Source organism: Endozoicomonas elysicola, assembly GCF_000710775.1.
In the GTDB taxonomy this organism is placed as follows: domain Bacteria; phylum Pseudomonadota; class Gammaproteobacteria; order Pseudomonadales; family Endozoicomonadaceae; genus Endozoicomonas; species Endozoicomonas elysicola.
Window position 1 is genome coordinate 3,934,446 of the sequence record NZ_JOJP01000001.1, and the last position, 25,238, is coordinate 3,959,683.

Genomic DNA, 25,238 nt, shown 5'->3' on the forward strand with positions numbered 1-25,238 from the left:
GGGGTCTCTCCCGGTTTTTTTCTTTGCGACTGACCGCTTGTTTTACCAGCCGGTAATTTCTTTCAATGCTTCGCCAATATCAGCAAGGCTTCGAACCGTTTTAACACCTGCAGCTTCAAGAGCAGCAAACTTCTCATCTGCAGTACCCTTGCCACCAGCAATAATCGCACCAGCGTGGCCCATACGCTTGCCTGGAGGGGCTGTTACACCAGCAATGTAAGATACGACAGGCTTGGGTACATGGTCTTTGATGTAAGCAGCAGCTTCTTCTTCTGCAGAACCACCAATCTCACCAATCATCACAATGGCTTCAGTCTTATCATCATTCTGAAACAGTTCAAGGATATCAATAAAGTTAGAGCCAGGAATTGGGTCACCACCGATACCAACACAGGTAGACTGACCAAAGCCATAGTCTGTGGTTTGCTTAACCGCTTCATAGGTCAGGGTACCGGAGCGGGAAACAATACCCACTTTGCCAGGCAGGTGAATATGGCCAGGCATGATACCGATCTTACACTCACCAGGCGTGATAACACCCGGACAGTTTGGACCAACCAAGCGAACACCCAGCTCATCACACTTAACTTTGCATTCCAGCATATCCAGTGTTGGGATACCTTCGGTAATGCAGACAATCAACTTGATACCAGCGTAGGCTGCTTCAAGAATAGAGTCCTTACAGAAAGGCGCAGGAACATAAATAACGGAAGCCTCGGCACCCGTGTTATCAACCGCTTCAGCAACCGTATTGAATACCGGCAGTCCCAGATGAGTCTGGCCACCTTTACCAGGCGTTACACCACCCACCATTTGAGTGCCATAAGCAATGGCTTGCTCTGAGTGAAAGGTACCCTGAGCACCAGTGAATCCCTGGCAGATAACTTTAGTGTCTTTATTAATTAAAACGCTCATTACTGGTTCCCCGCTGCTTTCACTACCTGTTGAGCAGCCTCGGTCAAACTGTTAGCCGCAATAATATCTAGTCCGCTGTTGGCAAGGGTCTGTGCACCCAGCTCTGCATTATTGCCTTCCAGGCGAACCACTACAGGTACTTCAACGCCCACTTCTTTAACAGCGCCAATAATACCTTCCGCAATAAGGTCACAACGGACAATACCACCAAAGATATTAACCAGAACGGCCTTCACACTGTCGTCAGAAAGAATGATCTTGAATGCTTCAGTCACACGTTCTTTGGTTGCACCACCACCTACATCCAAGAAGTTAGCCGGTGCGCCACCATGAAGCTTAACAATATCCATGGTTCCCATGGCCAATCCAGCACCATTTACCATACAACCAATATTGCCATCCAACGCAACGTAGTTCAGCTCCCACTCAGCAGCATGAGCTTCTCGCGCATCTTCCTGAGACGGATCGTGCATGGCCTTCAGTTGTGGCTGACGATACAACGCGTTGCTGTCAATGTTGATTTTTGCGTCCAGACAGTGGAGATCTCCCTCTTTGGTAATCACCAGAGGGTTGATTTCCAGAAGAGCCAGATCACATTCCTGGAACAGTTTCGCGAGGCCAAGGAAGATCTGGGTAAACTGCTTAATCTGCTTACCTTCAAGACCCAGTTTGAATGCCAGCTCTCTAGCCTGATAAGGCTGGGCACCAGTCATTGGATCAATCGTTGCTTTAAGGATCTTTTCAGGTGTCTCTTCAGCGACCTTCTCAATCTCCACACCACCTTCAGTAGAGGCCATGAAAACAATTTTACGAGAAGCACGGTCAACAACCGCTCCCAGGTAAAGCTCTTTATCAATATCAGTACAGCTTTCAACCAGAATCTTACTGACTGGCTGACCATTTTCATCCGTCTGATAAGTCACCAGATTCTTGCCCAGCCACTGCTCGGCAAAAGCACGGATTTCATCTTTGCTGGTAACGAGCTTTACACCACCGGCTTTACCACGGCCACCGGCATGTACCTGAGCCTTTACAACCCAGGTGTCACCACCGATTTCATCTGCAGCGGCAACAGCCTGTTCTGGAGTATCTGCTGCAATGCCCTGAGACACCGGCAGCCCATATTTGGCAAAAAGTTGTTTGCCCTGATATTCGTGAAGATTCATTCTGACGCGGCCCTCTATTTTTATTTGAGCGTTGTTTTTAAGTTTCTCGTCAATCCATTTCCCTGGATCTATTTATGATGAAGATAGGAGCAGGTCGACCTTGACCGCTCCTTTTCAAAGACGCTTTTAGCGACGCTTACGATTGGCGATGTGGATAGCATGGCCATCAACAGCCAGAACTGCTTCGTGCAAAGCTTCACTGAGTGTTGGGTGAGAGAAAATAGTCAATGCAAGATCTTCAGTGCTGGCAGCAAACTCCATTGCTATAACGCCTTGTTGAACCAACTCAGCAGCACTTGGACCTACGACATGAACACCAAGGATACGGTCAGTAGCCTTATCAGCAATAACCTTGACCATGCCATGAGTTTCATTGGCAGCAAGCGCTCGACCACTGGCAGCAAATGGGAAGGTACCAACTTTGTACTCGTCTCCACTGGCCTTGACCTCTTCTTCACTCTTACCAACCCATGCCACTTCAGGATGAGTATAAATAACTGAAGGAATCAGGTCATAGTTCATCTGTGCTTTCTGGCCTGCAATGATTTCTGCCACCATGATGCCTTCTTCACTGCCCTTATGGGCAAGCATTGGGCCTCGAACGACATCACCAATAGCATAAACGCCAGGAACATCCGTTACACAGTGGTCATCAACGAAAATAAAGCCACGCTCATCAAGGTTTACACCAGAGTCAGTAGCCAGCAGGTTTTCAGTGTAAGGGCGACGGCCAACGGCAACGATCAGTTTATCAAAAGTCAGTTTCTGCTCATCACCATTGGCATCCTGATAAGTAACTTCGACCTCTTGACCTTTCACTTCAGAGCCAGTGACCCGGGCACTCAAACGGATATCAAGCCCCTGCTTTTTGAAGATCTTCTGCGATTCTTTAGCAATCTGCTGATCAGCCAGAGCCAAGAATTTATCCTGAGCTTCAAGAACAACAACTTCCGAGCCGAGACGTCCCCAGACGCTGCCCAGTTCAAGACCGATAACACCGGCACCAATAACACCCAAACGCTTGGGAACTTCACTGAACTCCAAAGCACCGGTAGAGTCAACAATAAGGCCTTCAGTTAATGGGGTTGGAGGAATATCGATCGGGCGCGAGCCAGTTGCGATAACAACATTGGCGGCTTCAATGATTTCAACGGAACCATCAGCTTTGGTTAATTCAACCTGCTTTCCGGCCAGCAGCTTGCCCGCACCTGCCAGCAAGGTAACACCGTTCGCTTTGAACAGGCCGGTAACACCGGTGGTAAGCTGATTTACAATGTTGTCCTTACGGGCAATCATTGCAGGTACATCAATATCAACACCACTGTGCTTGATGCCATGCTTGGCAAAATCTTCCTTGGCTTCGATGTATTTGTGGGAGCTATCCAGAAGCGCCTTTGATGGGATACAGCCAACATTCAGGCAGGTACCGCCCAACTTAGCCTTGCCCTTATCATCGGACCACTTCTCGATGCAGGCAGTTTTCAGCCCCAGCTGGGCTGCGCGAATAGCGCAGACATAGCCAGCCGGGCCTGCACCAATAACTACCACGTCGAACTGATTTGCCATAAGTTTTTTCCAGAACAAACGGTTTATAAAACAGGGTATAACAGGTCAAGACACTAATGGGCAGCACAGCTTAATAGATACAAAATATATCGACTGCCCATAGAATCTGGATTTATACATCCAGAAGCATTCTGGCCGGATCCTCCAGCAGCTCCTTGATTGTCACCAGGAAGGTGACTGCTTCCTTACCATCCAACAACCGATGGTCATAAGACATTGCAAGGTACATCATCGGTAAAATTTCAACCTTGCCATTGACCGCCATCGGACGGTCCTGGATTTTGTGCATACCCAAAATCGCGGACTGAGGCGGATTCAGTATCGGAGTTGACAGCAGAGAACCAAAAACACCGCCGTTAGAAATGGTGAAGGTACCACCTGTCATCTCGTCGATGCCAAGCTTACCATCCATTGCCTTTTTACCATACTCCCGAATTTTCGCCTCAATATCCGCCAGACTCATATTTTCTGTGTCGCGAAGCACGGGGACCACCAGGCCACGGTCACTGGAAACAGCTACACCGATATCCTGATAACCATGGTAGACAATATCATTACCATCAATAGACGCATTAACGACCGGATGACGACGAAGTGCTTCCACACAGGCCTTAACAAAGAAAGACATAAAACCGAGCCGCACACCATGTCGCTTCTCAAAGACATCTTTGTACTGAGCCCGAAGTTCCATAACAGGCTTCATGTTAATTTCATTAAATGTAGTCAGCATGGCCGCATTTTGCTGAGCTTGAACCAACCGTTCAGCAACCCTTGCGCGCAGACGGGTCATGGGTACGCGTTTTTCAACACGCTCGCCAGAAAAGACAGGAGCAGTTGCTTCTACCTTGGGCGCAGAAGCAGCTGGTGCCACAGAGGCCGCAGCGGGAGCAGAAACAACAGGACCACCTTCTTCTACGTGACGAACCACATCTTCCTTAGTAACACGGCCACCTTTTCCTGTTCCCGCGATAGCCGCATGATCAATGCCTTTTTCATCGGCCATACGACGAGCAGCAGGGCTGAGAATTGGCTCTTCAAGTGAGCTGTCTACGCTGGAAGTTGGTTGCGCAGATGCATCAGCGACAGAGGAAGAGGAAGCACCTGCTGATGCACCCTCTTCAAAGATACCGACAACTTCACTACTGAGAACAACGTCACCTTCAGGTTTCAGAATTTCACTCAGAACACCATCTACAGGAGCGAGGACTTCAAGAACCACTTTATCGGTCTCAATATCGACAAGCAGTTCATCTCGATGGCACTGCTCACCAGGCTTTTTATGCCAGGTCGCGACCGTGCCGTCTGCAACGGATTCAGGGAAAGTAGGTGCTTTAATTTCAGTAGCCATTATTGATCCTTTGCGTCTTCGCCCCTTTGAGCGCTAACCGCTCTGGCCAAACCGGAACATGGTGCCGGCAGGCCGTTTAATAAATGTCACCGCTCAAGTTTGAGCGGCGAATATCGCTTTTTACTTAGAAAATACTGCTAAATATACTCATTGCCTTGCTTACAATTTAAAAGCGCAGTATCCCGACTCAAAACTGCTCACACACCAAAAGCATCATTTACCAGTTGCTGCTGCTCCTGGGCATGTGTTGACATGTAGCCACAGGCCGGTGCTGCTGATGCATCTCGCCCTGCATACCTGAGACTTAATGACTTGTTAGGATGCACAGCCACTGAACGACGCATATGGTGCTGACTACAGTACCAGGCCCCCTGATTCATCGGCTCTTCTTGACACCAAACTACATCCTGCAGATTAGGATAACTGCTAATAAGCTCATCCAGGTCATCCTGTGGGAACGGATAAAGTTGCTCAATACGAATAATGATCGTGTCATTAAGCTCCCCCGCTCTCTTCTTCTCAAGCAGGTCATAGTAAACCTTGCCAGAACACATAATCATCCGTGTAATCGCTGAAGCTTCATGAGCATCAACATCAGGGATGATAGTCTGGAATCCACCGTCTGCCAGCTCCTCCAGAGAGGATGTTGCCAGTTTATGACGCAGAAGGCTTTTTGGTGTAAAGGCAACCAGTGGCTTACGCAGTGGCCTGAGCACCTGCCTTCTTAACATATGGAATACCTGAGCAGGCGTCGTCGGTACACAAACCTGGATATTATGCTCAGCACAAAGCTGCAGAAAACGCTCAGGTCTCGCCGAAGAGTGCTCCGGCCCCTGCCCTTCATAACCATGAGGAAGCAACATAGTGAGACCACACAAGCGTCCCCATTTGTGCTCACCACTGGTAATAAACTGGTCAATAACTACTTGAGCGCCATTAGCAAAATCACCAAACTGCGCCTCCCAGATGACCAGGGAATTTGGCTTGGTAGCAGAATAACCATACTCGAAGGCCAGCACAGCCTCCTCTGAGAGGAAAGAATCCCAGAGCTGAAATCTCGGCTGATCTTCAGCAAGTCTGGTCAGGTTAATCAGTGTGGATCCGTCTTTCTGATTATGGAAAACAGCGTGACGATGAGAGAAGGTTCCCCGCCCAACATCCTGTCCGGTAATCCGAACTTCACTGCCTTCCATCAGCAAAGAGGCATAGGCCAGCAGTTCAGCACAACCCCAGTTTATCGGTAAGGCACCAGCTGCCATTTTACGACGGTCTTCAACGATTTTACTGACCTGACGCTGGAGAACAAAACCTTCTGGAATCTCACAAAGCTTTTGACCAAGAGCCTGCAGCGTACCAATCGCTACACGGGTATCATGACGGGCTGTCCACTCATGTCCAAGGTAAGGAGTCCAGTCAACAAACAGCTCTTTATTAGGCTCTTTAACCAGCGCCTTTACAACATGCTCGCCATTATCCAGCGCAGTTCGATAACTCTCTACCAGCGCCAGGTTATCAGCATCAGCAATAACCCCCTGCTGCAGCAATGCCTGCGCATAAAGATCGCGAGTCGTAGTGTGAGTTTTGATTTTACTGTACATCATTGGCTGGGTAGCCGACGGTTCATCAGCTTCGTTATGGCCACGACGGCGGTAGCAGACCAGATCAACCACAATGTCTTTGTGGAATTCCATCCGATAGTCCAGGGCCAGCTTAGTAGCGAACTGGACAGCCTCAGGGTCATCTCCATTCACATGAAGGATTGGTGCCCCCACCATTTTGGCAACATCTGTACAATATTCGGTGGAGCGGGCATCTTCACGGAAACTGGTGGTAAAACCTACCTGGTTATTGATGATGATATGGATGGTACCACCAGTTTTGTAGGCACGGGTCTGAGACATCTGCAGTGTTTCCATTACTACACCCTGACCGGCGAAAGCAGCATCACCATGAAGAGCAATAGGAACCACCTGGTTACCGACTTGATCGTCGCGACGATCCTGACGAGCCCTTACTGAGCCTTCCACAACGGGTGTAACAATTTCCAGATGTGAAGGGTTAAACATCAAAGCAAGATGCACCTCACCACCGGGTGTCATAACATTTGATGAGAAACCCTGATGGTATTTCACGTCACCAGAGCCTCGTTCAACAAGCTTTTTCCCTTCAAACTCATCAAACAGGTCCCCAGGTTTCTTACCCAGAATGTTGACCAGAACATTCAACCGCCCACGATGAGCCATCCCGATGACCAGCTCCTTAGCACCATAGGAACCAGATCGTTGAATAATCTCATCCAGCATAGGAATCAGAGACTCGCCACCCTCAAGGCCAAAGCGCTTGGTTCCCGGAAACTTGGTACCCAGATATTTCTCAAGGCCTTCAGCTGCTGTCAGACGCTCCAGCAAATGAAGTTTGGCTTCAACCCCCACTTCCGGACGACTGCGGACACTCTCCATACGGCTTTGAAACCAGCGACGTTCTTCCGTCTGAGGGATATGCATATACTCAACACCAATGGCTTCACAATAGGTAGCCTTCAATGCGTCATATATTTCCCGGAGCGAGGCATGCTCTTTACCAATAAAGAGGGTTGATGTTTGAAAATCAGTATCCAGATCTGCTTCGCTCAGCCCGTGGTAAGCAAGCGTAAGGTCAGGAAATTCTTCACGCTTCATGACCCCGAGAGGATCGATTACAGCCTGTTGATGACCACGAATACGAAACGCACTGATCAGGCGTAAAACCTGTACCTGCTTGCGCTCATGATCACTGGAAACAGAAGAAGCCTGAATAGGGCGGGTGGTCTGACGCTGACGCGCCATCAGAATAAAGTTTTCCTGAATGGTAGAGTGAGGGACATCTGCACCTCCACCATTAACCGGGGGCAGCTTCTCAAAATAGTCACGCCACTGGACTTCCACGCTGTTGGGATCGCGCAGATAGCGTTCGTACATGTCCTCGACGTATGCAGCATTTCCCCCTGCAATGTGGGATGAACTCCACATCCGCTGCATTACACCTTCTTGCATGATCATTACCCCGTGAGTCTGGGGCTTTATCCCGGGAAACCTGTCTATTTCCCAGACACGTTGCCTGGTTAACAGATGTCACTGATGGTTTTGATAGTCAATCAGTGAACAATCCCCCTCAGATAGGATCGGATGTTTTCCGACCGCCCCTGCTGGTTCAAGCTATTGCAGCTCCAAAATTCCGGATGGCAGCAGCACAATTCATTACAATAACATTCAATAACAGGCTCAATAATATCAGGAGTCGCCTGCACTCTCCTGACATAGCTTAGATAACTTTGCGGCTCTCTGGCTCGGAAGTACCCTCAGGAAAATACTTACCAAGGATACTTCTTATTACCAACAATCACCAACAGGGTGGAATAATCCACAAATATACTATGTTGCACTCTTAAACAGCATCTGCCTGATATGGCCAATAGCCCTGGTTGGATTCAACCCTTTTGGACAGACATTGACACAGTTCATGATACCTCTGCAGCGGAAAACGCTAAATGGATCATCCAGCTCAGCCAGACGTTCTTCAGTAGCGGTATCTCTGCTATCGGCAAGGAATCGATAAGCTTGCAATAGACCCGAAGGACCAACGAATTTGTCAGGATTCCACCAGAAAGAAGGGCATGCTGTTGAGCAACATGCACAGAGAATGCACTCATACAAGCCATCCAACTTCTCCCGATCCTCGGGCGACTGCAGACGCTCAATAGCGGGGGCGGGCGTCTCATTAATCAGATAGGGCTTAATCTTTTCATATTGCTTATAGAAAAGACTCATATCCACTACAAGATCTCTGATCACTGGCAAACCGGGCAACGGTCGGATAACCAGCTTATTACCCCTGGCAGCTTCTGAGAGAGGAGTAATACAGGCCAGACCATTGGTACCACCAATACTCAAACCGTCAGAACCACAGACTCCCTCACGACATGAACGCCGATAAGTCAATGTCGGATCCTGCTCTTTGAGCAGGTTCAAGACATCAAGAACCATCAAGTCTTTGCCTTCCGGGATAGCAACATCAAAGTCCATCATGTAGGGCTTTTTGTCGGTTTCCGGATTATAGCGATAGACACTTACCTTCATAATCCTCTCTCCCTCAGTAGGTTCTTGCCTTGGGAGGGAAAGCCTCCATCGTTGCAGGGGCGAAGTTGACTGCTCGTTTGCTTACCGCTTTATCAACCGGAGAGTAAAGAGAGTGAGCCAGCCAGTTTTCATCATCACGCTCCTGATAGTCATTACGCGCATGAGCCCCACGTGATTCCTTTCTAACCTCAGCAGAGACGGCTGTTGCATAAGCAACCTCATACAGATTCTCAAGCTCAAGCGCTTCGATACGTGCTGTATTAAAGGCATTACTCTTGTCTTCAAGATGCAGGTTACTCAAGCGCTCACCCAATTCATCCAGCAAACTCAAACCTTTCTTCATGCTCTCCCCTTCACGGAAAACACCGAAATAAAGCTGCATGGTGTTTTGGAGATCAGCCCGAACCTTAGCAACACTTTCCCCACTACTGGACTGGTTCAACCGATCCAGTCGAGACAGGGCTGCTTCAACATCACTTTCTGATGCATCGACAGAATCAAAACCTTCTTTCAGGTTTTTCTCAATCTGAATACCTGCAGCACGACCAAAGACCACAAGATCCAGCAGGGAGTTGCCACCCAGGCGGTTAGCACCGTGAACAGATACACAGGCTGCCTCACCACAGGCATAAAGCCCTTCAATAACTTCGTCGTTGCCAGCTGCATCCTGGCGCAGCGCCTGACCACCAACATTGGTGGGAATACCACCCATCATATAGTGACAGGTTGGTACTACAGGAACTGGAACCTTTACTGGATCGGCATGAGCGAAGGTTTTGGAAAGTTCACAGATGCCTGGCAAACGCAGGTTCAGGGTCTCTTCACCCAGATGATCCAGTTTGAGAAGCACATGATCTTTGTCAGGGCCACAACCTCGACCTTCAAGAATCTCAATAACCATGGAGCGAGCCACTACATCACGACCTGCAAGATCCTTGGCATTTGGCGCGTAACGCTCCATAAAGCGCTCACCTTCACTATTGATCAGGTAACCACCTTCGCCACGACAACCTTCCGTTACCAGTACACCCGCACCATGAATACCGGTAGGGTGGAACTGCCACATTTCCATATCCTGCATCGGGAAGCCAGCGCGCAGCGCCATCCCGATACCGTCACCGGTATTAATTAATGCATTTGTCGTGGAAGAATAAATACGACCAGCACCACCGGTTGCCATAACTGTAGCTTTTGACTTGATATAAACGGTTTCGCCACTCTCAATATCAATGGCGATAACACCAGCAACCTGACCTTTCTGATTTTTAACCAGATCAACTGCGTACCACTCATTCAGGAACGTGGTTCCACCTTTCAAGTTAGCTTGATAGAGAGTATGGAGCAGTGCGTGACCGGTTCGATCCGCTGCTGCACAAGTTCTGGCTGCCTGACCACCTTTACCAAAGTCTTTGGATTGACCTCCAAATGGACGCTGATAAATACGCCCTTCTTCAGTACGGGAAAATGGCAGACCCATGTGCTCAAGTTCAAACACAGCCTGAGGACCCACGGAGCACATATACTCAATGGCATCCTGATCACCGATATAATCCGACCCTTTAACAGTATCAAACATATGCCAGCGCCAGTCGTCATTAGGGTCAGAACTGGCTATCGCACAGGTAATACCACCCTGAGCTGATACGGTATGAGAACGAGTAGGAAACACCTTAGTAACACAGGCCGTTGAAACACCAGCCTGAGTGAGCTGAAGCGCAGCACGCATGCCTGCGCCACCACCACCTATAACGATGGCATCATAGGTAAGGGTACGTAGTGCTGACATCTATCAAAGCCCCCAAAGAATTTGCACGCCCCAGATCACATAACTGAACAAGGCAATAAAGCACACTATCTGCACAGGAAAACGAATTAGAACCGACTTACTGCCAAATGCACGATCGTTAAAATAATCAGTAGAGATCGTCCACATCCCTACCCAAGCGTGAGCCAGAATAGAAATCAGTGCCAGCAGAGTAAAAACCCTCATCCAGGTTTCATCAAACAGCTCAGCCCACTGACTAAACTGTAACCCGGGATTCATAATAAGATAACCGAGCAGAAAAACAGAGTAGGCACCAAGAACAATTGCCGTCAGCCTTTGCAGCATCCAGTCATATAGCCCACTGCGGGACAAATTGGTGATATTGGTTACCATACCCAAACCCCCGCAAGGATAATCAGCACACTTGACAGAACCAGAGTCACGATGGCCCCAAACCTTCCAGACTCTTTGCCATCCCCCACATCCACATCCATTAACAGATGCTTCACGCCGGCAATAAAATGATAAATCAGGGCAGACAAAATACCCCAGATCACAAATTTCGCCAGAGGAGCTGACAGCAAGTCTTTGAGAGAATCAAACGACTCCTCAGAAGCAAGCGACAGTTCTAGTCCATACAAAAGAAAACCCAGACCAATAAACAGGATGACACCCGATATGCGGTGCAATATCGAAGTGTATGCAGGCAGGGGTAATTTAATTGTTGTAATATCGAGATTGACAGGTCTTTTGCTATTCACTCTATTTGCCCCAACGCTCGGTGGCGTACACAGCAGAATCAGCAAGAACATCCAGGTTCTCTGGACCCTACGACAAGCAGGCAGGAACCGCCAATTTGCTAGTAAAAACGACTCCCCCTCAAATGAAGCCGAGGATTAAAACCCAGCTCTTACGGCTTCGGGGTCGGAGTATATACACTCTCACATGTAATTACAATTGCTCACTTTATTAAGCACTTACACCTAAAACACCATTCTGTAAATCGCATACCTATTACGGATTACATGATACATTTAGTTCGTTTGACAAAAAAATATATCTCTCTATAGTGGTCGAACCGTAAACGGGGGCCAATAACACTTAATTCGAATACTTTTTAAACAGGCCCTGGCTTTTCTGCGACCATCTTTTATAAAACCGCTTTTATAAAAAGCTCGAAAAGCAACCATATTAAGTAACTATAACGAGACCAAACGGCATGACAGGAGGCCATAAATGGCTGACAAGAAAGCTCTACTCTCCATTGACGGCACGGACCAGACTCTGGAGTTACCGATTTACTCAGGCACGCTTGGGCCTGATGTTGTTGATGTAAGGGGCCTGACTTCCGGCGGTCTGTTCACTTACGATCCCGGGTTTGTTTCTACTGCATCCTGTGAGTCAAAAATCACTTACATTGATGGTGACAAAGGGATTCTTCTGCATCGCGGATACCCTATTGAGCAGCTGGCTGAGCAATCCGACTACCTCGAAAGTTGTTATCTGCTTCTTTACGGAGACCTTCCCAGCCGTCAGGAAAAGGAAAAGTTTGAAAACACCATCATGCGTCACACCATGATCCATGAGCAGATGAGTGACCTGTTCTCCGGATTCCGTCGTGATGCTCACCCGATGGCGGTTATGTGCGGTGTTGTTGGTGCTCTTTCTGCGTTTTACCACGACTCTCTGGATATCACCAATGAGGTGCACCGTGAGGTTTGTGCCTACCGCTTGATTTCCAAGATGCCTACCCTTGCAGCCATGGCCTACAAATATTCCATTGGCCAGCCGTTTGTCTATCCTCGAAACGACCTTAGCTATGGTGGCAACTTTCTGCACATGATGTTTGCAACACCCTGCGAAGAGTACGAAGTCAAACCAGTACTGGCGAAAGCCATGGATCGTATCTTCCTGCTGCACGCTGACCATGAGCAGAATGCCTCTACCTCAACGGTACGACTGGCAGGCTCTTCCGGAGCGAACCCTTTTGCCTGTATTGCAGCCGGTATTGCAGCTCTATGGGGGCCGGCCCACGGTGGTGCAAACGAAGCGGTTCTGGTCATGCTGAACGAGATTGGCGATGAAGCAAATATTGATGAATACATTGCCAAAGCTAAAGATAAGGATGATCCTTTCCGCCTGATGGGCTTTGGTCACCGTGTTTACAAGAACTTTGACCCTCGCGCCAAAGTCATGAAACAAACCTGTGATGAAGTGCTGACTGAGCTTGGCCTGGAAGATGACCCTCTCTTCAAAATCGCCAAGCGTCTGGAGAAAATCGCCCTGGAAGATGAATACTTCATCAAGAAGAAGCTCTACCCTAATGTGGACTTCTACTCAGGCATTATCCTCAAGGCACTGGGCATCCCTACCGAGATGTTTACTGTAATCTTTGCTACCGGCCGCACTCCGGGTTGGATAGCTCACTGGCATGAGATGATCAGTGGCGAGTACCGTATTGGCCGTCCTCGTCAGCTTTATACCGGTGAACCTAAGCGCGACTATGTGCCTGTAAACGAACGCAAGTAAATACCTCTCTTCATACCCCGGATTCATCACGGTGATTCCGGGGTACATATACATCCCTTCTCCCTCCCTTTGGCCACCAGCCTGCTACCGCCTCTTAGTCTAAGCTAAAGTAAAATACCCTTTCAGACCGATGGAAACAGGCAATGGATCTGCTATTTTCTCCTGAATCACTGATCGCCCTGCTCACCCTGACATCCCTTGAAATTGTCTTGGGAATCGACAACATCATCTTTCTTACCATTCTTGTGGATAGACTTCCCGAACATCAACGGGCTTATGCACGGAACATTGGTTTGGGCCTGGCCATGATTACCCGCCTTGGCCTGTTATTCTCACTAAGCTGGATTATGGGGCTGACCGAAACGTTATTTACTGTCATGGAACAGGGGATATCAGGACGGGATATCATTCTGCTAACCGGCGGTCTTTTTCTGATTTGGAAATCGACTCATGAGATCCATCAGTCCATGGGAGACAACGACGGCACCCAATCGGAGGAATCCAAAAGCAATAATACAAATGGATATTTCTTTTTCATCCTTGGGCAAATAGCGATCATTGACATTGTCTTCTCCCTTGACAGTGTTATTACGGCCGTTGGTCTGGTTGATCAGCTATGGGTTATGGCCACTGCTGTGATTCTTGCGGTCATGGTTATGATGTTTGCTGCAGGTCCCATTGGCCGATTTGTCAGCAACCACCCCACACTGAAGGTTCTCGCACTGAGCTTTCTGATTCTTATCGGTGTTTCGCTGATGGCAGATGGCCTGGACTTTCATATCCCTAAAGGCTACATCTACTTCGCCATGGCATTCTCACTAATAGTGGAAATGTTTAACTCACGACTAAGAAAACAACCTGAACCATGAAAACCGTATTAATCTTTGATATGGATGGCGTCATTGCCGACTCCTGGGAAGCTTGCTACCCATGCTGCAAAAACTTTATGGTTTCATTAAACCAACCTCAACTGTGCAGTCAGGAAGCGATTCTCAGGCTCTTTGAAGATAACTTCATGACCAGCCTGACTCGCATCATTGATCCCACCGATATCCAGTCAGAATCTTTCTTGCAGCTGGCCAGAGAACTGAATGAGGCCATGACCCTTGCGCCCTGCTTTTCAGGGATAAAATCTGTACTTAAAACACTCAGCAAAGACCATTCACTGTACCTTGTGACCGCCAATTTCACTCTGGCAGCCCAGACATTTCTGAACAATCATCAGTTGGACTGCTTTATTGAAGTCATGGGTGCAGACCAATCCTTCAGCAAGGTTGAGAAAATTCGCTCTATTGCAAAACAACACACAGACCGTTCTGTTTACTATATTGGTGATACCCTTGGCGACATGATTGAAGGCAGGGCAGCAGGAGTTCAAACGGTGGCCGCAGGATGGGGATGGCATGATGCCCCAACGCTATCCAAAGGCAGTCCAGATTATTTTATTGAACAGCCTGAAGAATTACTGACGTTTATGAAATATTGAGTATTCCCCGGGAGTGCTCTCAACTCAGCTCTGGTTTTAACACAGGAGAAAGTACAAATGACAACCTCTGTTTCCAGTAAGCTGACACTGATTACTGAACAACAATACTCTGTTGAAATTGATATGGCCTATACCACCAATAATAATTTCACTGGCAGGCCGGTTTATACAAGTGCTGACTGTTATTTACATCCAGCAGCCGCGCAAGGACTTAAACGTGCAATAGCACTATTAAAACCGTTGAATATGAAATTAAAGGTCTGGGATACCTTTCGTCCAAGAGAAGCTCAGGCTGAGCTATTCAGATTTATGCCTGACCCCAATTACGTTTCGGACCCCGAAACCGGAGTTTGCACCCATTGCCGGGGAGTAGCGATTGACCTGACAATTATTGACCATTATGGCCGGGAGCTTGATATGGGCACTGAGTTTGATGACTTTCGGCCACTGGCACACCACGGAAATGAGCAGGTTTCTGAAGAGGCTCAGCGTAATCGCTTACTTCTGGCCGGTGTGATGAATATTGCTGGTTTTGACACCATTGATACTGAATGGTGGCACTATCAACTTCCTGACGCAATGAACTACCCAATCATTAGACCGAATGAGATGCCATAAGAGCCAGACCAAAGTCCAATCCATTGATAATAATCACATATTGTCACACACGCATTCATTAGTACGATTCCTCAAAAATTCCCCTTAAGCCTCACCCTCCTTTTATTCCTATAATTTTCATATGAGGTTAATTTCTTTGAAAGAAACCACCCACAACCTCTTTAATTCCACATTCAAGGATGACATGTGCCAGACGGACCTATTCGAATTACAACACCAGTTGTTTTACTGACAGAACAACCTGGAGAACAGAAAAACAATATAACTGACAACCAGTTAGCTCACTGGGGTTCCCATCTGACATCTTTTGCCGAATGGCGCAAGGAAGTTAGCTGCCAGCTTCCTGAAGGCTGTGTTTTTATTAGTCATCCACAAACGCCTCTAAACTCCCGGGAAATAAGCCTGGTTCAAGAGCCAACCCGTCATCTTCAATCATTCAGCACTAAAGACTCAGAACTTATCATCCAACAACCCTCTACAAGCCATAAGAAATGGAAAGCCAGAACCATCTCATTTATAAACTGGCAACGCTCTACACCAAAAGAAATTAGTAAGGATCTCCTTTTTTCAAGCCAGTCCAAGGCCCTTTCAGCCAGAAGAGCCAGGCCTACGTTTACAGCTGAAACATTTTCCTCACAGCAGCCCCTGAAGCCACACCAATTTAACAAAATCGAGTTACTGGGCTCCGGTAATTTTGGAAATGTATACAAAGTGCAGGATGAGAGCGGACACACCTTTGCCCAGAAAAGAATCCGTAAAGATGACCCGGCCATCAGGGCAGAAGTCGAAACTATGGAGGCTCTCAAACAGACAGGCCCCCATAAGAACCTGATCAATCTGGAATGCACCTACCGCGATGAGTCTGGGGACCATATGGTTATGGAGCTTGGGGGAAAGAGTCTCGACTCCAGATTGAAATCAGGCAAGCGATTTACGGGAAACGCACTTCGCCGCCTGATGCACCAAATAGCCAATGGCGCGTCAGCAATGGCCAAAAGCGGTTATCAGCATAATGATATCAAGCCGGACAATATATTGATTGATGAAAATAAGCAGCTGAAGCTGTGTGATTTTGGGGTAGCAACCCTGAAGGGAAGATGGCCTTTGAAATTCCCCAGACAATATATGCCTCCAGAGGTCATGTCAGGCAGCTCAGGCGATCTTTCCAAAATTGACAGCTGGTCAATCGGTTGTGTTTTTGCAGAAATGATTACTGGCCATCCCTTGTTTCCCTCATCACTCTGGGAGCGCCCAAAACATGATCGACATTTGAAGATGTTAGAATGTATTGACCACGCATCTAAACAGATCAACCTTCAGGAAGGCGCTTCAGCTCTTCGTCTTTTTAATAGTCTGATGGAACTCAAGCCTGAGTACCGGATTAGCCCTGAACATATTCTGAATAAGTCCTATTTCAACCAACATTAACCTTTTTCGGTGACTCCCCCCATAAGCTTCTATGCATAAAGCGGGAAACCTTCGAATTTCTGACTATGCTTGCCCTTTGCCCCTTGGATGGAGACTGAATGATGACAATAAATACGGTTGGCAATCTGGTCCTGCTTAGTGAAAAGAACCACCCGATTACAATTGATCTTGCCTATGCTGGCACTAATAACTTTACCGGTAAGTCGATTTATAAAAACGACCTCTGCTATTTGCATATCGATGCTATGGAATGCCTGTTGAAAGCCATTGAAATTCTCAAGCCTCTGAATCTAAGACTTAAAATCTGGGATGCATTTCGCCCATTGGCAGCACAGGCAATTTTATTCAAACATATGCCTAACCCTGACTACGTGGGTGATCCTGAGTCAGGCCTATGCCCCCACTGCCGAGGAGTTGCAATAGACGTTACCATTACGGACCGCTTCGGACGCGAGCTGGAAATGGGCACCATTTTCGATGACTTTCGTCCATTGGCCCACCATGGTAATGATCTCATTTCTGAAGAAGCGCAACGTAACCGACTTATGCTGGCAGGCGTAATGAATGTCGCAGGCTTTAAGCCACTTGAAACTGAATGGTGGCACTACCAGCTACCCAACGTAAGTAGTTACCCCATGATCCAGAAAGATAAAATGCCTGAAGGAATTGTATGAAGAAAAAATCATTTAACAAATCAATCAAATAATACATAGTGGATTTATTTAAGCCTTAAAGTGTACCCCCTGTGAAATCCATACCTCCAGGCCCAGCAAAACACCTAAAGAGGTGATAAATCACTTCAACACTCTTCGGGACAACAAATAACCGCCCAAAACTTACAAAAAAAATACAGTTTACTTAAGAAAAATTGACACCACCATTATTTGTTCTAGTGTTCCTACATACAGTTTGATTCTATCAAACTGTATTTATCCAATTATTATTAATTGGACGTTTATTACTATTTTTCCGTATCAGACAACAAAGATTTTTGTTTATCCTTTTCCGAATAACCTCCTTCAACATTCGAGGTAGATTAAAAAATGAAAGCTATAGTCTATGCATGCTTAGGCTCGTTCCTATCATTGGTAAACTTTAATCCTGCCTATAGTGCAGAATCTCAGCCAGTAGAGGTGACTTGGAGGATGAACCGTTGTGGTATCATACTGGAAAACCGTTGCCCGCAAATCAGCATGCATATGAGTTCTCTATCCTACGAAGCTCTAGGCAGCCCAAAACACGGTGTATATCACTACCAGTTAATTAGTGCATACTCCACTAGCGATAGAATGGATGTTGCTCCATTTGTATATGACCAACAAAAAGATGAATATTATCTCGTAAGATCAGGGGCGGATACCAGCACTGGATTCCAATATAGTTTGAATAAGGTTTGTCTGCGAAAGGAAGACAGCAGTGAATCCGATAATTGTGAAGATGCGGCTCTTGATGCAAGAAGTTATGAGGATCCAACACTGCATCAAACCATTTACTTTAATCCTTTTCAGTAAATAGATATCTTTTAAAATAGAAAATAAGCCAATTTAATTATTACACCATTTCTTCGGGCGAGTATTCCAGCGCTCGCCTTTCTATCTATTTAATCGTGAGTCCAATTAAAATACATCACATTTTTAGCATCAAAACGTAAAACCCCATTAGTTTATTAAAAATAAAACAATGCGAACTATAACAATTTTATTTTCAAAAAATAAAACAGTCGATCCAAACACTGTTTAGCGAGTTAAACTTGAAGTCAGAAATTCTGAAGCTTCTCTAATCTTACTATATAAAAGAGTAGATTTGCTATTCAAGACAGTCTACACCCTGGTGAATTTAGTTCTCAAGATGACTTGTCTACGTTTTGTAAAAAAGCAGGCTGAGCGATAATTTGCTATAAATCCTGTCTACTTTTTTTACAGGTTTTATTCACGCATATTACCCACCAAAACTTGTTTTTTAACAGCCACGAGCTTGTTACAACATTCCTGAAGAGAGCGATAAATGACTCATAAACTTAAACAGCATCAATATTTGATTCTCTAACGGGTGGACTTCCATGCTTCTGAAAGAATAATCCCTGATGAGTCAAAATATGCATCAACGGCAACTACTTACTGAGCTAAACATACTGCGTTTTTCTGTTCTACTTGAACTATTTTTTGGTATCACAGGTGTGTTGGTGGCCTTATACAGTGGATCTCAGGCTGTTCTTCTTGACGGCAGTTATTCTCTAATCTGCACACTCACCATGATGGCAAATGTACGGGTATCCCAGCTGGTCAAACAACCACCGTCTATTGAAAATCCTTATGGTCATCCCACTCTTGAGCCAATGATGCTGATTCTCGAAGGACTCATCTTACTGGGACTTTGCATTACATTAATGGCCGCTTCAACCTACAAACTCTTTACGGGGGGATACACCCCTGAATTTGACCTTGCCCTGGGTTACGAGATTTTTTCAACCATCATCGGTGGAGCAGCAGCTACTGCTTTTTTTCTGCTTAATCGCTCAAGACCATCGCCATTAATATACTTCGAGTTTCAGGAATGGCTGGTAGATACTGCTGTCAGCGCTGCAGCTGCAGCTGCATTTTCAATTGCGTATCTACTAGGGAGTGATCATCCTGTAACCCCTTACATTGACTCCTCCCTGACATTATCACTTGTCCTGATTTTAACCCTTCTTCCTCTGAAAACAGTACTCAAAAACATCAAACAATTACTTTTACAAGACTCTGCTTCACCCAAGCTTATTGAAAAAGTAATAGATGCTATATCAAAACAGAATGGAATAATTCCCAGACAAAATATTCATATAAGTATGATATGGCTAGGCAGGTGGTTATGGGTCAATATCGACATAGAGGTATACAATAATACCCATCTTGACAGGGAAGAGTTAAAGTCCATCAGTAACATCACAGAAAGCATCGTTAGCTCAGTATGCAAATTTTACCGTCTAAAGCTGAGCTTCAATTTTCCCGAAAAATGAAAATATCGACAAAAAACGTCATCACTCTGTAAAGGGTCTACTTTATATAGACCCTCAAGAAACAGAAGTCCGATAGCAATAATGTCTTCGCAGCGACTCCCATTGAAGCATACAGACGAGCACTGCTTTTTGCAGGAGACTCAACCAGCTCAAACAACTGATGATCACTTTATTCAAAGAGATGGTAAAATCTTTGCTGGTTATCACCTGCTAGTTGATCTATGGCAGGCTCACTCACTGAATAATCTGGCATTGATGAGATCAACTCTGAAAGAGTGTGTTGAAATCTGTAATGCCACACTGCTGCATATCCATCTCCATCATTTTGAGCCCAATGGAGGCATCTCCGGAGTAGCCGTTCTGGCAGAGTCTCATATCAGTGTTCATACATGGCCTGAACGCTCATTTGCCGCATTTGATATTTTTATGTGTGGAAAAGCGACTCCACAGAATGCCATTGCCATTTTGCAACGCACCTTTGCCCCACAGAATGTAGATATACGTCAGGAACTGCGTGGCGTGATAGAACAATCGATATCCCCCCTTCAGGAGCATGGTTTGTCATATGAACATGTATAGCGAAAGCCTGGTTGAGGGATATGGGCAGACCTTTTCAATCGATAATATTTTATTCGAGCATAAAACGTCCCATCAGCATCTTGTGATATTTGAAAATAAATGGTTTGGTAGAGTCATGGCACTGGACGGCATTATCCAGACCACGGAAAAAGATGAATTTATATACCATGAGATGCTGACCCACGTACCAGTTTTAGCTCATGGTAACGTTAAAAACGTATTGATTATTGGGGGAGGAGACGGTGGAACGCTCAGGGAGCTGACCAAACATCAATCCATTGAGAGAATAACCCTGGTAGAAATAGACCGGTCGGTCATAGAGACCTGTCGAAAACTCCTGCCAAAGCACAGTGATGGCGCATTTGATGATCACCGGCTTAAACTGGTGATTGACGATGGTATGAATTTTATCCGTAACACTGGGCAGAACTTCGATCTTATCATTTCTGATTGCACAGACCCAACGGGCCCAGGGAAAGTGTTATTCAGCACAGCCTTTTATCAGGCCTGTAAAGAACGCCTTGAGGCAAGTGGCGTATTTGTCGCACAAAATGGTGTCCCCTTTTTCCAGCCAGAAGAGCTGGTCACATCCTCCAGAAAATTACGAGCACTCTATACCGACAGCTCCTTTTATGGCGTAGCAGTGCCGACCTATGTCGGAGGTTTGATGACTCTCGCCTGGGCCACTGAAAACCCTGCACTCAGGAAAGTTCCCATGGAAGAACTGACAAAAAGGTATCAGTCCTCCGCTATCGAGACCCACTACTATTCACCCGAAGCACATCGCTCAGCATTTAGCCTCCCGGGTTATATTAACAACCTCATCGAATACTGAGTTGAAAAGTGGTCTGTCCTGCTACGATCCTCACTACGGGGTTATCTGAACGGACCCTACTTTCCAAACATTCCAAACAGCCTGTTAAGCGACGTATTTGTGAGCAATTGGGTCAGTAATCACCACCGTATCACCACGAAGCATAAAGTTTCCGCCGTGAAGATCCATTGAGCCCAATGTTGATAGCTGAGTTAATACATCAAAGAGTGTTTCCAGAAACTCTTCATGGGATTCAATGATATTGTCATCAACGACATCTAAGATATCGTTGTCCGTTCTTTTCACCAGATGAGAACTTGATACTTTTATCTTCTCAACAAACACTTCCAGTGTTTTGACTTCTTCAGGAAACTCGCTGTTATCCATACCAAAAGACTGCATAACCGCCTTGAAAGAACCCCATAAAAGGCCAAAGTCATAGTCATGAAAATGCTGGGGCTGTGTTGCCCGGGATCCATCATCCGTAAAGTCTGAAAGGCGTTCAACCACGTAAACTCGAACCACCATGCCGCAGGGTAATGTAATGACATCTTCACGATGAATAATGGGCAGGTGCGGATTGCTCTGGTTTTCCGGTGTCATGCACCATCTGGCAAAAATGTAATAGCCATCTTTCTTGTCAGGGCACACCTTAACCACCTTATCCGGTTCATCGGGAAGGTTATAAACCGTGGCATAAACCCCCTCTGCAACAGGATCAAGCCCTGAACAGCGGTCTAGATATTGCTCGATATCCTGCTTGTCTTTGATTTCATTCTGTTCGACAAGCTCTTTTATTTCCTGAATTGTTTCCAAGTAAATATTCATTTTAGTAGTATCCCCATGCCCATTCAGGCGTAGGAATGTCCGTTTTTTAATCTGTTTTTATATTTTGCTCAATAATGAGCCTAGCCTTTTCTTTTACAATAAATAAAAAAGGCTTTATCAACCAGATTGAAAAGTGTGCATTTAATGGTTATTACGTGCTAGATCAATTTTCTCAAATACCCACCAAAAGTCTCTAATCAAAATGACCATAATTAATTGTTTCTATTTAATAAATACAATTAACGACCACTGATCAGATAATTTCAAACTTGGTATTCATAGATAAACTATCAGGCATTTTATCGTTATCAACAAATCACTAATGCCTGATTCGGGTAACACTCTAACATCTATGAAAGGCTTTTGTCAGCCCCGCTTGATTAACCCTCTGATTTCAGGAATACAGGAACCACAGTTTGTTCCAGCCTTCAAATGGCTGCCTACCTGAACAGGATCGGTAAACCCATACTCAGCAATGGCCCGGCAGATCGTCTTCTCTCCAACCCCAAAGCACGCACACACCTGCCTGCCAGCATCTTCACCCTGGGGAGGATTGCCAGCGAGAACCCACCAGGCCTCCTCAATGGAAGCACTCTGACAAAACCAGGACTGTAGCCACTGCCGGTCGCAGGCAGGCACCGTCTGACCTGTTATCCAAAGCACCTGAAGCTCTGCATCGCTGAACCAGGCCACACGCCGTTCACCCGCTGCATTGTCCGTATATTCCACCTTCTGATATGGTTTGAAACGTGAAAACAGTGACAGCTGATCCAGGTTTCTACCGGCCATTTCATAGCGAAAGCCATTTTCAATACGTACCTCGGTCATATAACCAATGTCCCCAATAGCCAGTCTCTCCCTGGTTAACAGGACGCCATACTGCTCAGTCTGATAAGGCTCAACAGCCACCGGTGTAAACTTCAAATCCGGTTGTTTGGACACAGGATCAAGCACCGGATTCACCAGTACCCCGGAAAAACCCGACTCACTGTGCTGACGTGTCCAGTGCATGGGCATAAACACTTCACCACTGCGTTGGGCATCAGAAACCTGAACCCGCACCACCGCCTTGCCGAACTCTGATGAAATCTGACACAGCGCCTGATCACTCAGCCGGTAACGTTCTGCATCGTCTGGGTGCATGGCCAGAAACGGCTCATCGGTATGTTGATTCAAACGGGCTGAAAACCCGGTTCGCGTCATCGTATGCCAGTGATCACGCACACGGCCGGTATTCAACAGTAATGGATAAGACTTACCGGGCTTGTTTAAAGGGCTTTGAACAGGAGTGGCGATAAAGTTCGCTCGACCATTCTGGGTGAAGAAGCCACCCTTCTTAAAAAAACGGGCCTTGCTTTCCGTGTTTGACATGACCGGTTTCGTGACGGAGAGCGATCTGGAACCATCAATATCACCTTCAACCGCATCCTCTGATAATGGCCATTGAAACGGTTCCAAAGCGTCATATTCCGAATCAGTGGCTCGGGCCAGAGGGGCTATATTGAAATCTCGAATTTTTCCCTTAGGGTTATTTTCATAACCGGAAAGCGCCGCATGCTCACGGAAAATATCGGCACTGCCAGAGTAGTTAAATGCCTCAGCAAACCCCAGCCGACCTGCCACTTCACTGATAATCCACCAATCCGGTCTGGCTTCTCCTGCCAGGGGAAACAGTGCCCGCTGCCTGGAGATTCGGCGTTCAGAGTTGGTGACCGTGCCATCCTTTTCACTCCAGGGGGCAGCAGGCAATAAAATATCGGCAAATTCAGCGGTATCGGTGTGTTCAATGCAGTCCGACACGACCACTGTCTGACACTTTTTCAGCGCCTTTATAACTCGGTTACTGTCAGGCAGACTGACAACCGGGTTTGTCCCCATAATCCAGACAAAACGCACCTCTCCCCGGTCAATCGACTTGAACAGATCAACCGCCGTCTTTCCGGAAAACTTTGCCATATTCGGTGCCTGCCAGAAGCGCCCAACTCTGGCGACATCTTCAGGCGTAAACTCCATATGCGCAGCCAGCTGATTTGCCAGCCCACCCACTTCCCTGCCACCCATGGCATTGGGCTGCCCGGTCAGTGACAACGGACCACTGCCGGGCGTTCCAATACGGCCGGTCGCCAGATGGCAGTTGATCATGGCATTCACTTTATCAGTGCCGGCCGCTGACTGGTTTACTCCCTGCGACCAGGCCGTGACAGTTTTTTCTGTCTTACAAAACCAGTGATAAAACTGGACAAGTGCTTGTTCCTCTACACCACAGACATCCGCCAGTTGTTGCATATCGCTAAAGCTGGTTCTGGCAGCCTCCAGTGCCTGATCAAAGCCCTGGCAGTATTTATCTATATAGGTCTGATCCAGAGCATCCTGATCAGTAAGCCACGAAAGCAGACCATTAAACAGCAGCACATCAGAGCCCGGCTTTATGGCCAGATGCAGATCAGCAATATCACAGGTTTCCGTGCGTCTTGGATCAACCACCACCACTTTCATGTCCGGCCGCTGCTCTTTCATCGCCCGGATACGCTGGAACAACACCGGGTGGCACCAGGCGGTATTGGAACCCACCAGCACCAGCAGGTTAGCCAGCTCCAGATCCTGATACGTATTCGGTACGGTATCGGAGCCGAACGCACGTTTCTGGCCTGCCACAGTGGAAGCCATGCAAAGCCGCGAGTTGGTATCCATATTGGCACTGCCAATAAACCCTTTCATCAGTTTATTGGCCACATAGTAGTCTTCGGTCAGCAGCTGACCTGACCCATAAACAGCCACAGAGTCTGGCCCATAGTGCTCTATGGTTTCCTGCAGCCGAGAGACCAGTTCATCCAGCGCTTCAGACCAGACGACCTGACGACCATGAACCTTTGGATACAGAAGACGCCCATCCAGTGATACCGTTTCTCCCAGGGCGCTTCCTTTGGAACAGAGGCGACCATAATTGGCAGGATGGTCTTCCCGGCCCTTGATCTCAACCAGGTGCAACTCAGGATCAACGACCTTTGCGGAAATACCGCAACCCACCCCACAGTAGGCACATGTCGTATTGATGTCCTTTGTCAGTTGATTTACTGCCATGA

General features: G+C 46.9%; 21 protein-coding genes. 10 read left to right on the forward strand and 11 right to left on the reverse strand.

The window, feature by feature from the left end; translation table 11 throughout:
* Nucleotides 1-42 precede the first annotated feature (42 nt).
* The 9 genes from sucD to sdhC form a co-directional block, all read right to left on the reverse strand.
* The gene (gene sucD / locus GV64_RS16695) at nt 43-915 is read right to left on the reverse strand and encodes a succinate--CoA ligase subunit alpha (protein WP_020583796.1); all 873 of its coding nucleotides are present in this window, start codon (nt 913-915) and stop codon (nt 43-45) included.
* On the reverse strand, nt 915-2,081 hold the full coding sequence (gene sucC / locus GV64_RS16700) for an ADP-forming succinate--CoA ligase subunit beta (protein WP_020583795.1): 1,167 nt from the start codon (nt 2,079-2,081) through the stop codon (nt 915-917). Before sucC ends, sucD begins: the two co-directional genes overlap by 1 nt.
* A 126-nt stretch (nt 2,082-2,207) precedes the next feature.
* A complete protein-coding gene (gene lpdA / locus GV64_RS16705; protein ID WP_020583794.1) occupies nt 2,208-3,647 on the reverse strand; it encodes a dihydrolipoyl dehydrogenase in 1,440 nt (479 codons plus the stop codon).
* 112 nt (nt 3,648-3,759) lie between these two features.
* Complete coding sequence (odhB, locus tag GV64_RS16710; protein ID WP_020583793.1) at nt 3,760-4,995, reverse strand: 2-oxoglutarate dehydrogenase complex dihydrolipoyllysine-residue succinyltransferase; 1,236 nt, start codon at nt 4,993-4,995, stop codon at nt 3,760-3,762.
* Nucleotides 4,996-5,192: 197 nt separating this feature from the next.
* Nucleotides 5,193-8,027 (reverse strand): 2-oxoglutarate dehydrogenase E1 component, encoded by a 2,835-nt coding sequence (locus tag GV64_RS16715; RefSeq protein WP_026258434.1) that lies wholly within the window; start codon nt 8,025-8,027, stop codon nt 5,193-5,195.
* A 378-nt stretch (nt 8,028-8,405) separates the two neighbouring features.
* A complete protein-coding gene (locus GV64_RS16720) occupies nt 8,406-9,110 on the reverse strand; it encodes a succinate dehydrogenase iron-sulfur subunit (RefSeq protein WP_020583791.1) in 705 nt (234 codons plus the stop codon).
* A gap of 13 nt (nt 9,111-9,123) precedes the next feature.
* A complete protein-coding gene (sdhA, locus tag GV64_RS16725) occupies nt 9,124-10,896 on the reverse strand; it encodes a succinate dehydrogenase flavoprotein subunit (protein ID WP_020583790.1) in 1,773 nt (590 codons plus the stop codon).
* A 3-nt stretch (nt 10,897-10,899) separates the two neighbouring features.
* Complete coding sequence (gene sdhD / locus GV64_RS16730; protein WP_020583789.1) at nt 10,900-11,268, reverse strand: succinate dehydrogenase, hydrophobic membrane anchor protein; 369 nt, start codon at nt 11,266-11,268, stop codon at nt 10,900-10,902.
* Nucleotides 11,262-11,636 carry a succinate dehydrogenase, cytochrome b556 subunit gene (sdhC, locus tag GV64_RS16735; RefSeq protein WP_026258433.1) on the reverse strand — a complete coding sequence of 125 codons (375 nt, stop codon included), beginning with the start codon at nt 11,634-11,636 and terminating at the stop codon, nt 11,262-11,264. Before sdhC ends, sdhD begins: the two co-directional genes overlap by 7 nt.
* A gap of 475 nt (nt 11,637-12,111) precedes the next feature.
* Here sdhC and gltA point away from each other — a divergent pair, with 475 nt between their 5' ends.
* The 10 genes from gltA to speE all read left to right on the forward strand — a co-directional run bounded on the left by gltA (nt 12,112) and on the right by speE (nt 21,348).
* Entirely contained in the window at nt 12,112-13,404 is a 1,293-nt protein-coding gene (gene gltA, locus GV64_RS16740) for a citrate synthase (protein WP_020583787.1), read from the forward strand.
* Nucleotides 13,405-13,547: 143 nt separating this feature from the next.
* Nucleotides 13,548-14,273, forward strand: a complete 726-nt coding sequence (locus GV64_RS16745; protein ID WP_020583786.1) for a TerC family protein — start codon at nt 13,548-13,550, stop codon at nt 14,271-14,273.
* Nucleotides 14,270-14,890: an HAD family hydrolase gene (locus GV64_RS16750; protein WP_020583785.1), complete on the forward strand. Its 621-nt coding sequence runs from the start codon at nt 14,270-14,272 to the stop codon at nt 14,888-14,890. Before GV64_RS16745 ends, GV64_RS16750 begins: the two co-directional genes overlap by 4 nt.
* A 57-nt stretch (nt 14,891-14,947) precedes the next feature.
* A complete protein-coding gene (ddpX, locus tag GV64_RS16755; protein WP_020583784.1) occupies nt 14,948-15,508 on the forward strand; it encodes a D-alanyl-D-alanine dipeptidase in 561 nt (186 codons plus the stop codon).
* A 186-nt stretch (nt 15,509-15,694) separates the two neighbouring features.
* Nucleotides 15,695-16,936, forward strand: coding sequence for a serine/threonine-protein kinase (locus GV64_RS16760; RefSeq protein ID WP_020583783.1), 1,242 nt, complete (start codon nt 15,695-15,697; stop codon nt 16,934-16,936).
* A 98-nt stretch (nt 16,937-17,034) separates the two neighbouring features.
* Nucleotides 17,035-17,610 (forward strand): D-alanyl-D-alanine dipeptidase, encoded by a 576-nt coding sequence (gene ddpX, locus GV64_RS16765; protein ID WP_020583782.1) that lies wholly within the window; start codon nt 17,035-17,037, stop codon nt 17,608-17,610.
* Nucleotides 17,611-17,979: 369 nt separating this feature from the next.
* Entirely contained in the window at nt 17,980-18,447 is a 468-nt protein-coding gene (locus tag GV64_RS16770) for a hypothetical protein (protein ID WP_152554100.1), read from the forward strand.
* 584 nt (nt 18,448-19,031) lie between these two features.
* The gene (locus tag GV64_RS16775; protein ID WP_236633004.1) at nt 19,032-19,934 is read left to right on the forward strand and encodes a cation transporter; all 903 of its coding nucleotides are present in this window, start codon (nt 19,032-19,034) and stop codon (nt 19,932-19,934) included.
* An 81-nt stretch (nt 19,935-20,015) separates the two neighbouring features.
* Nucleotides 20,016-20,513 carry an adenosylmethionine decarboxylase gene (gene speD, locus GV64_RS16780; protein WP_020583779.1) on the forward strand — a complete coding sequence of 166 codons (498 nt, stop codon included), beginning with the start codon at nt 20,016-20,018 and terminating at the stop codon, nt 20,511-20,513.
* Nucleotides 20,500-21,348 carry a polyamine aminopropyltransferase gene (gene speE, locus GV64_RS16785; RefSeq protein WP_026258432.1) on the forward strand — a complete coding sequence of 283 codons (849 nt, stop codon included), beginning with the start codon at nt 20,500-20,502 and terminating at the stop codon, nt 21,346-21,348. Before speD ends, speE begins: the two co-directional genes overlap by 14 nt.
* A gap of 84 nt (nt 21,349-21,432) precedes the next feature.
* Here the strand turns inward: speE and GV64_RS16790 are convergent, their stop codons facing one another.
* Together GV64_RS16790 and GV64_RS16795 are read right to left on the reverse strand one after the other, a co-directional pair.
* Nucleotides 21,433-22,155, reverse strand: coding sequence for a hypothetical protein (locus GV64_RS16790; protein ID WP_020583777.1), 723 nt, complete (start codon nt 22,153-22,155; stop codon nt 21,433-21,435).
* Between the two features lie 366 nt (nt 22,156-22,521).
* A complete protein-coding gene (locus tag GV64_RS16795) occupies nt 22,522-25,236 on the reverse strand; it encodes a nitrate reductase (protein ID WP_020583776.1) in 2,715 nt (904 codons plus the stop codon).
* Nucleotides 25,237-25,238: the final 2 nt, after the last annotated feature.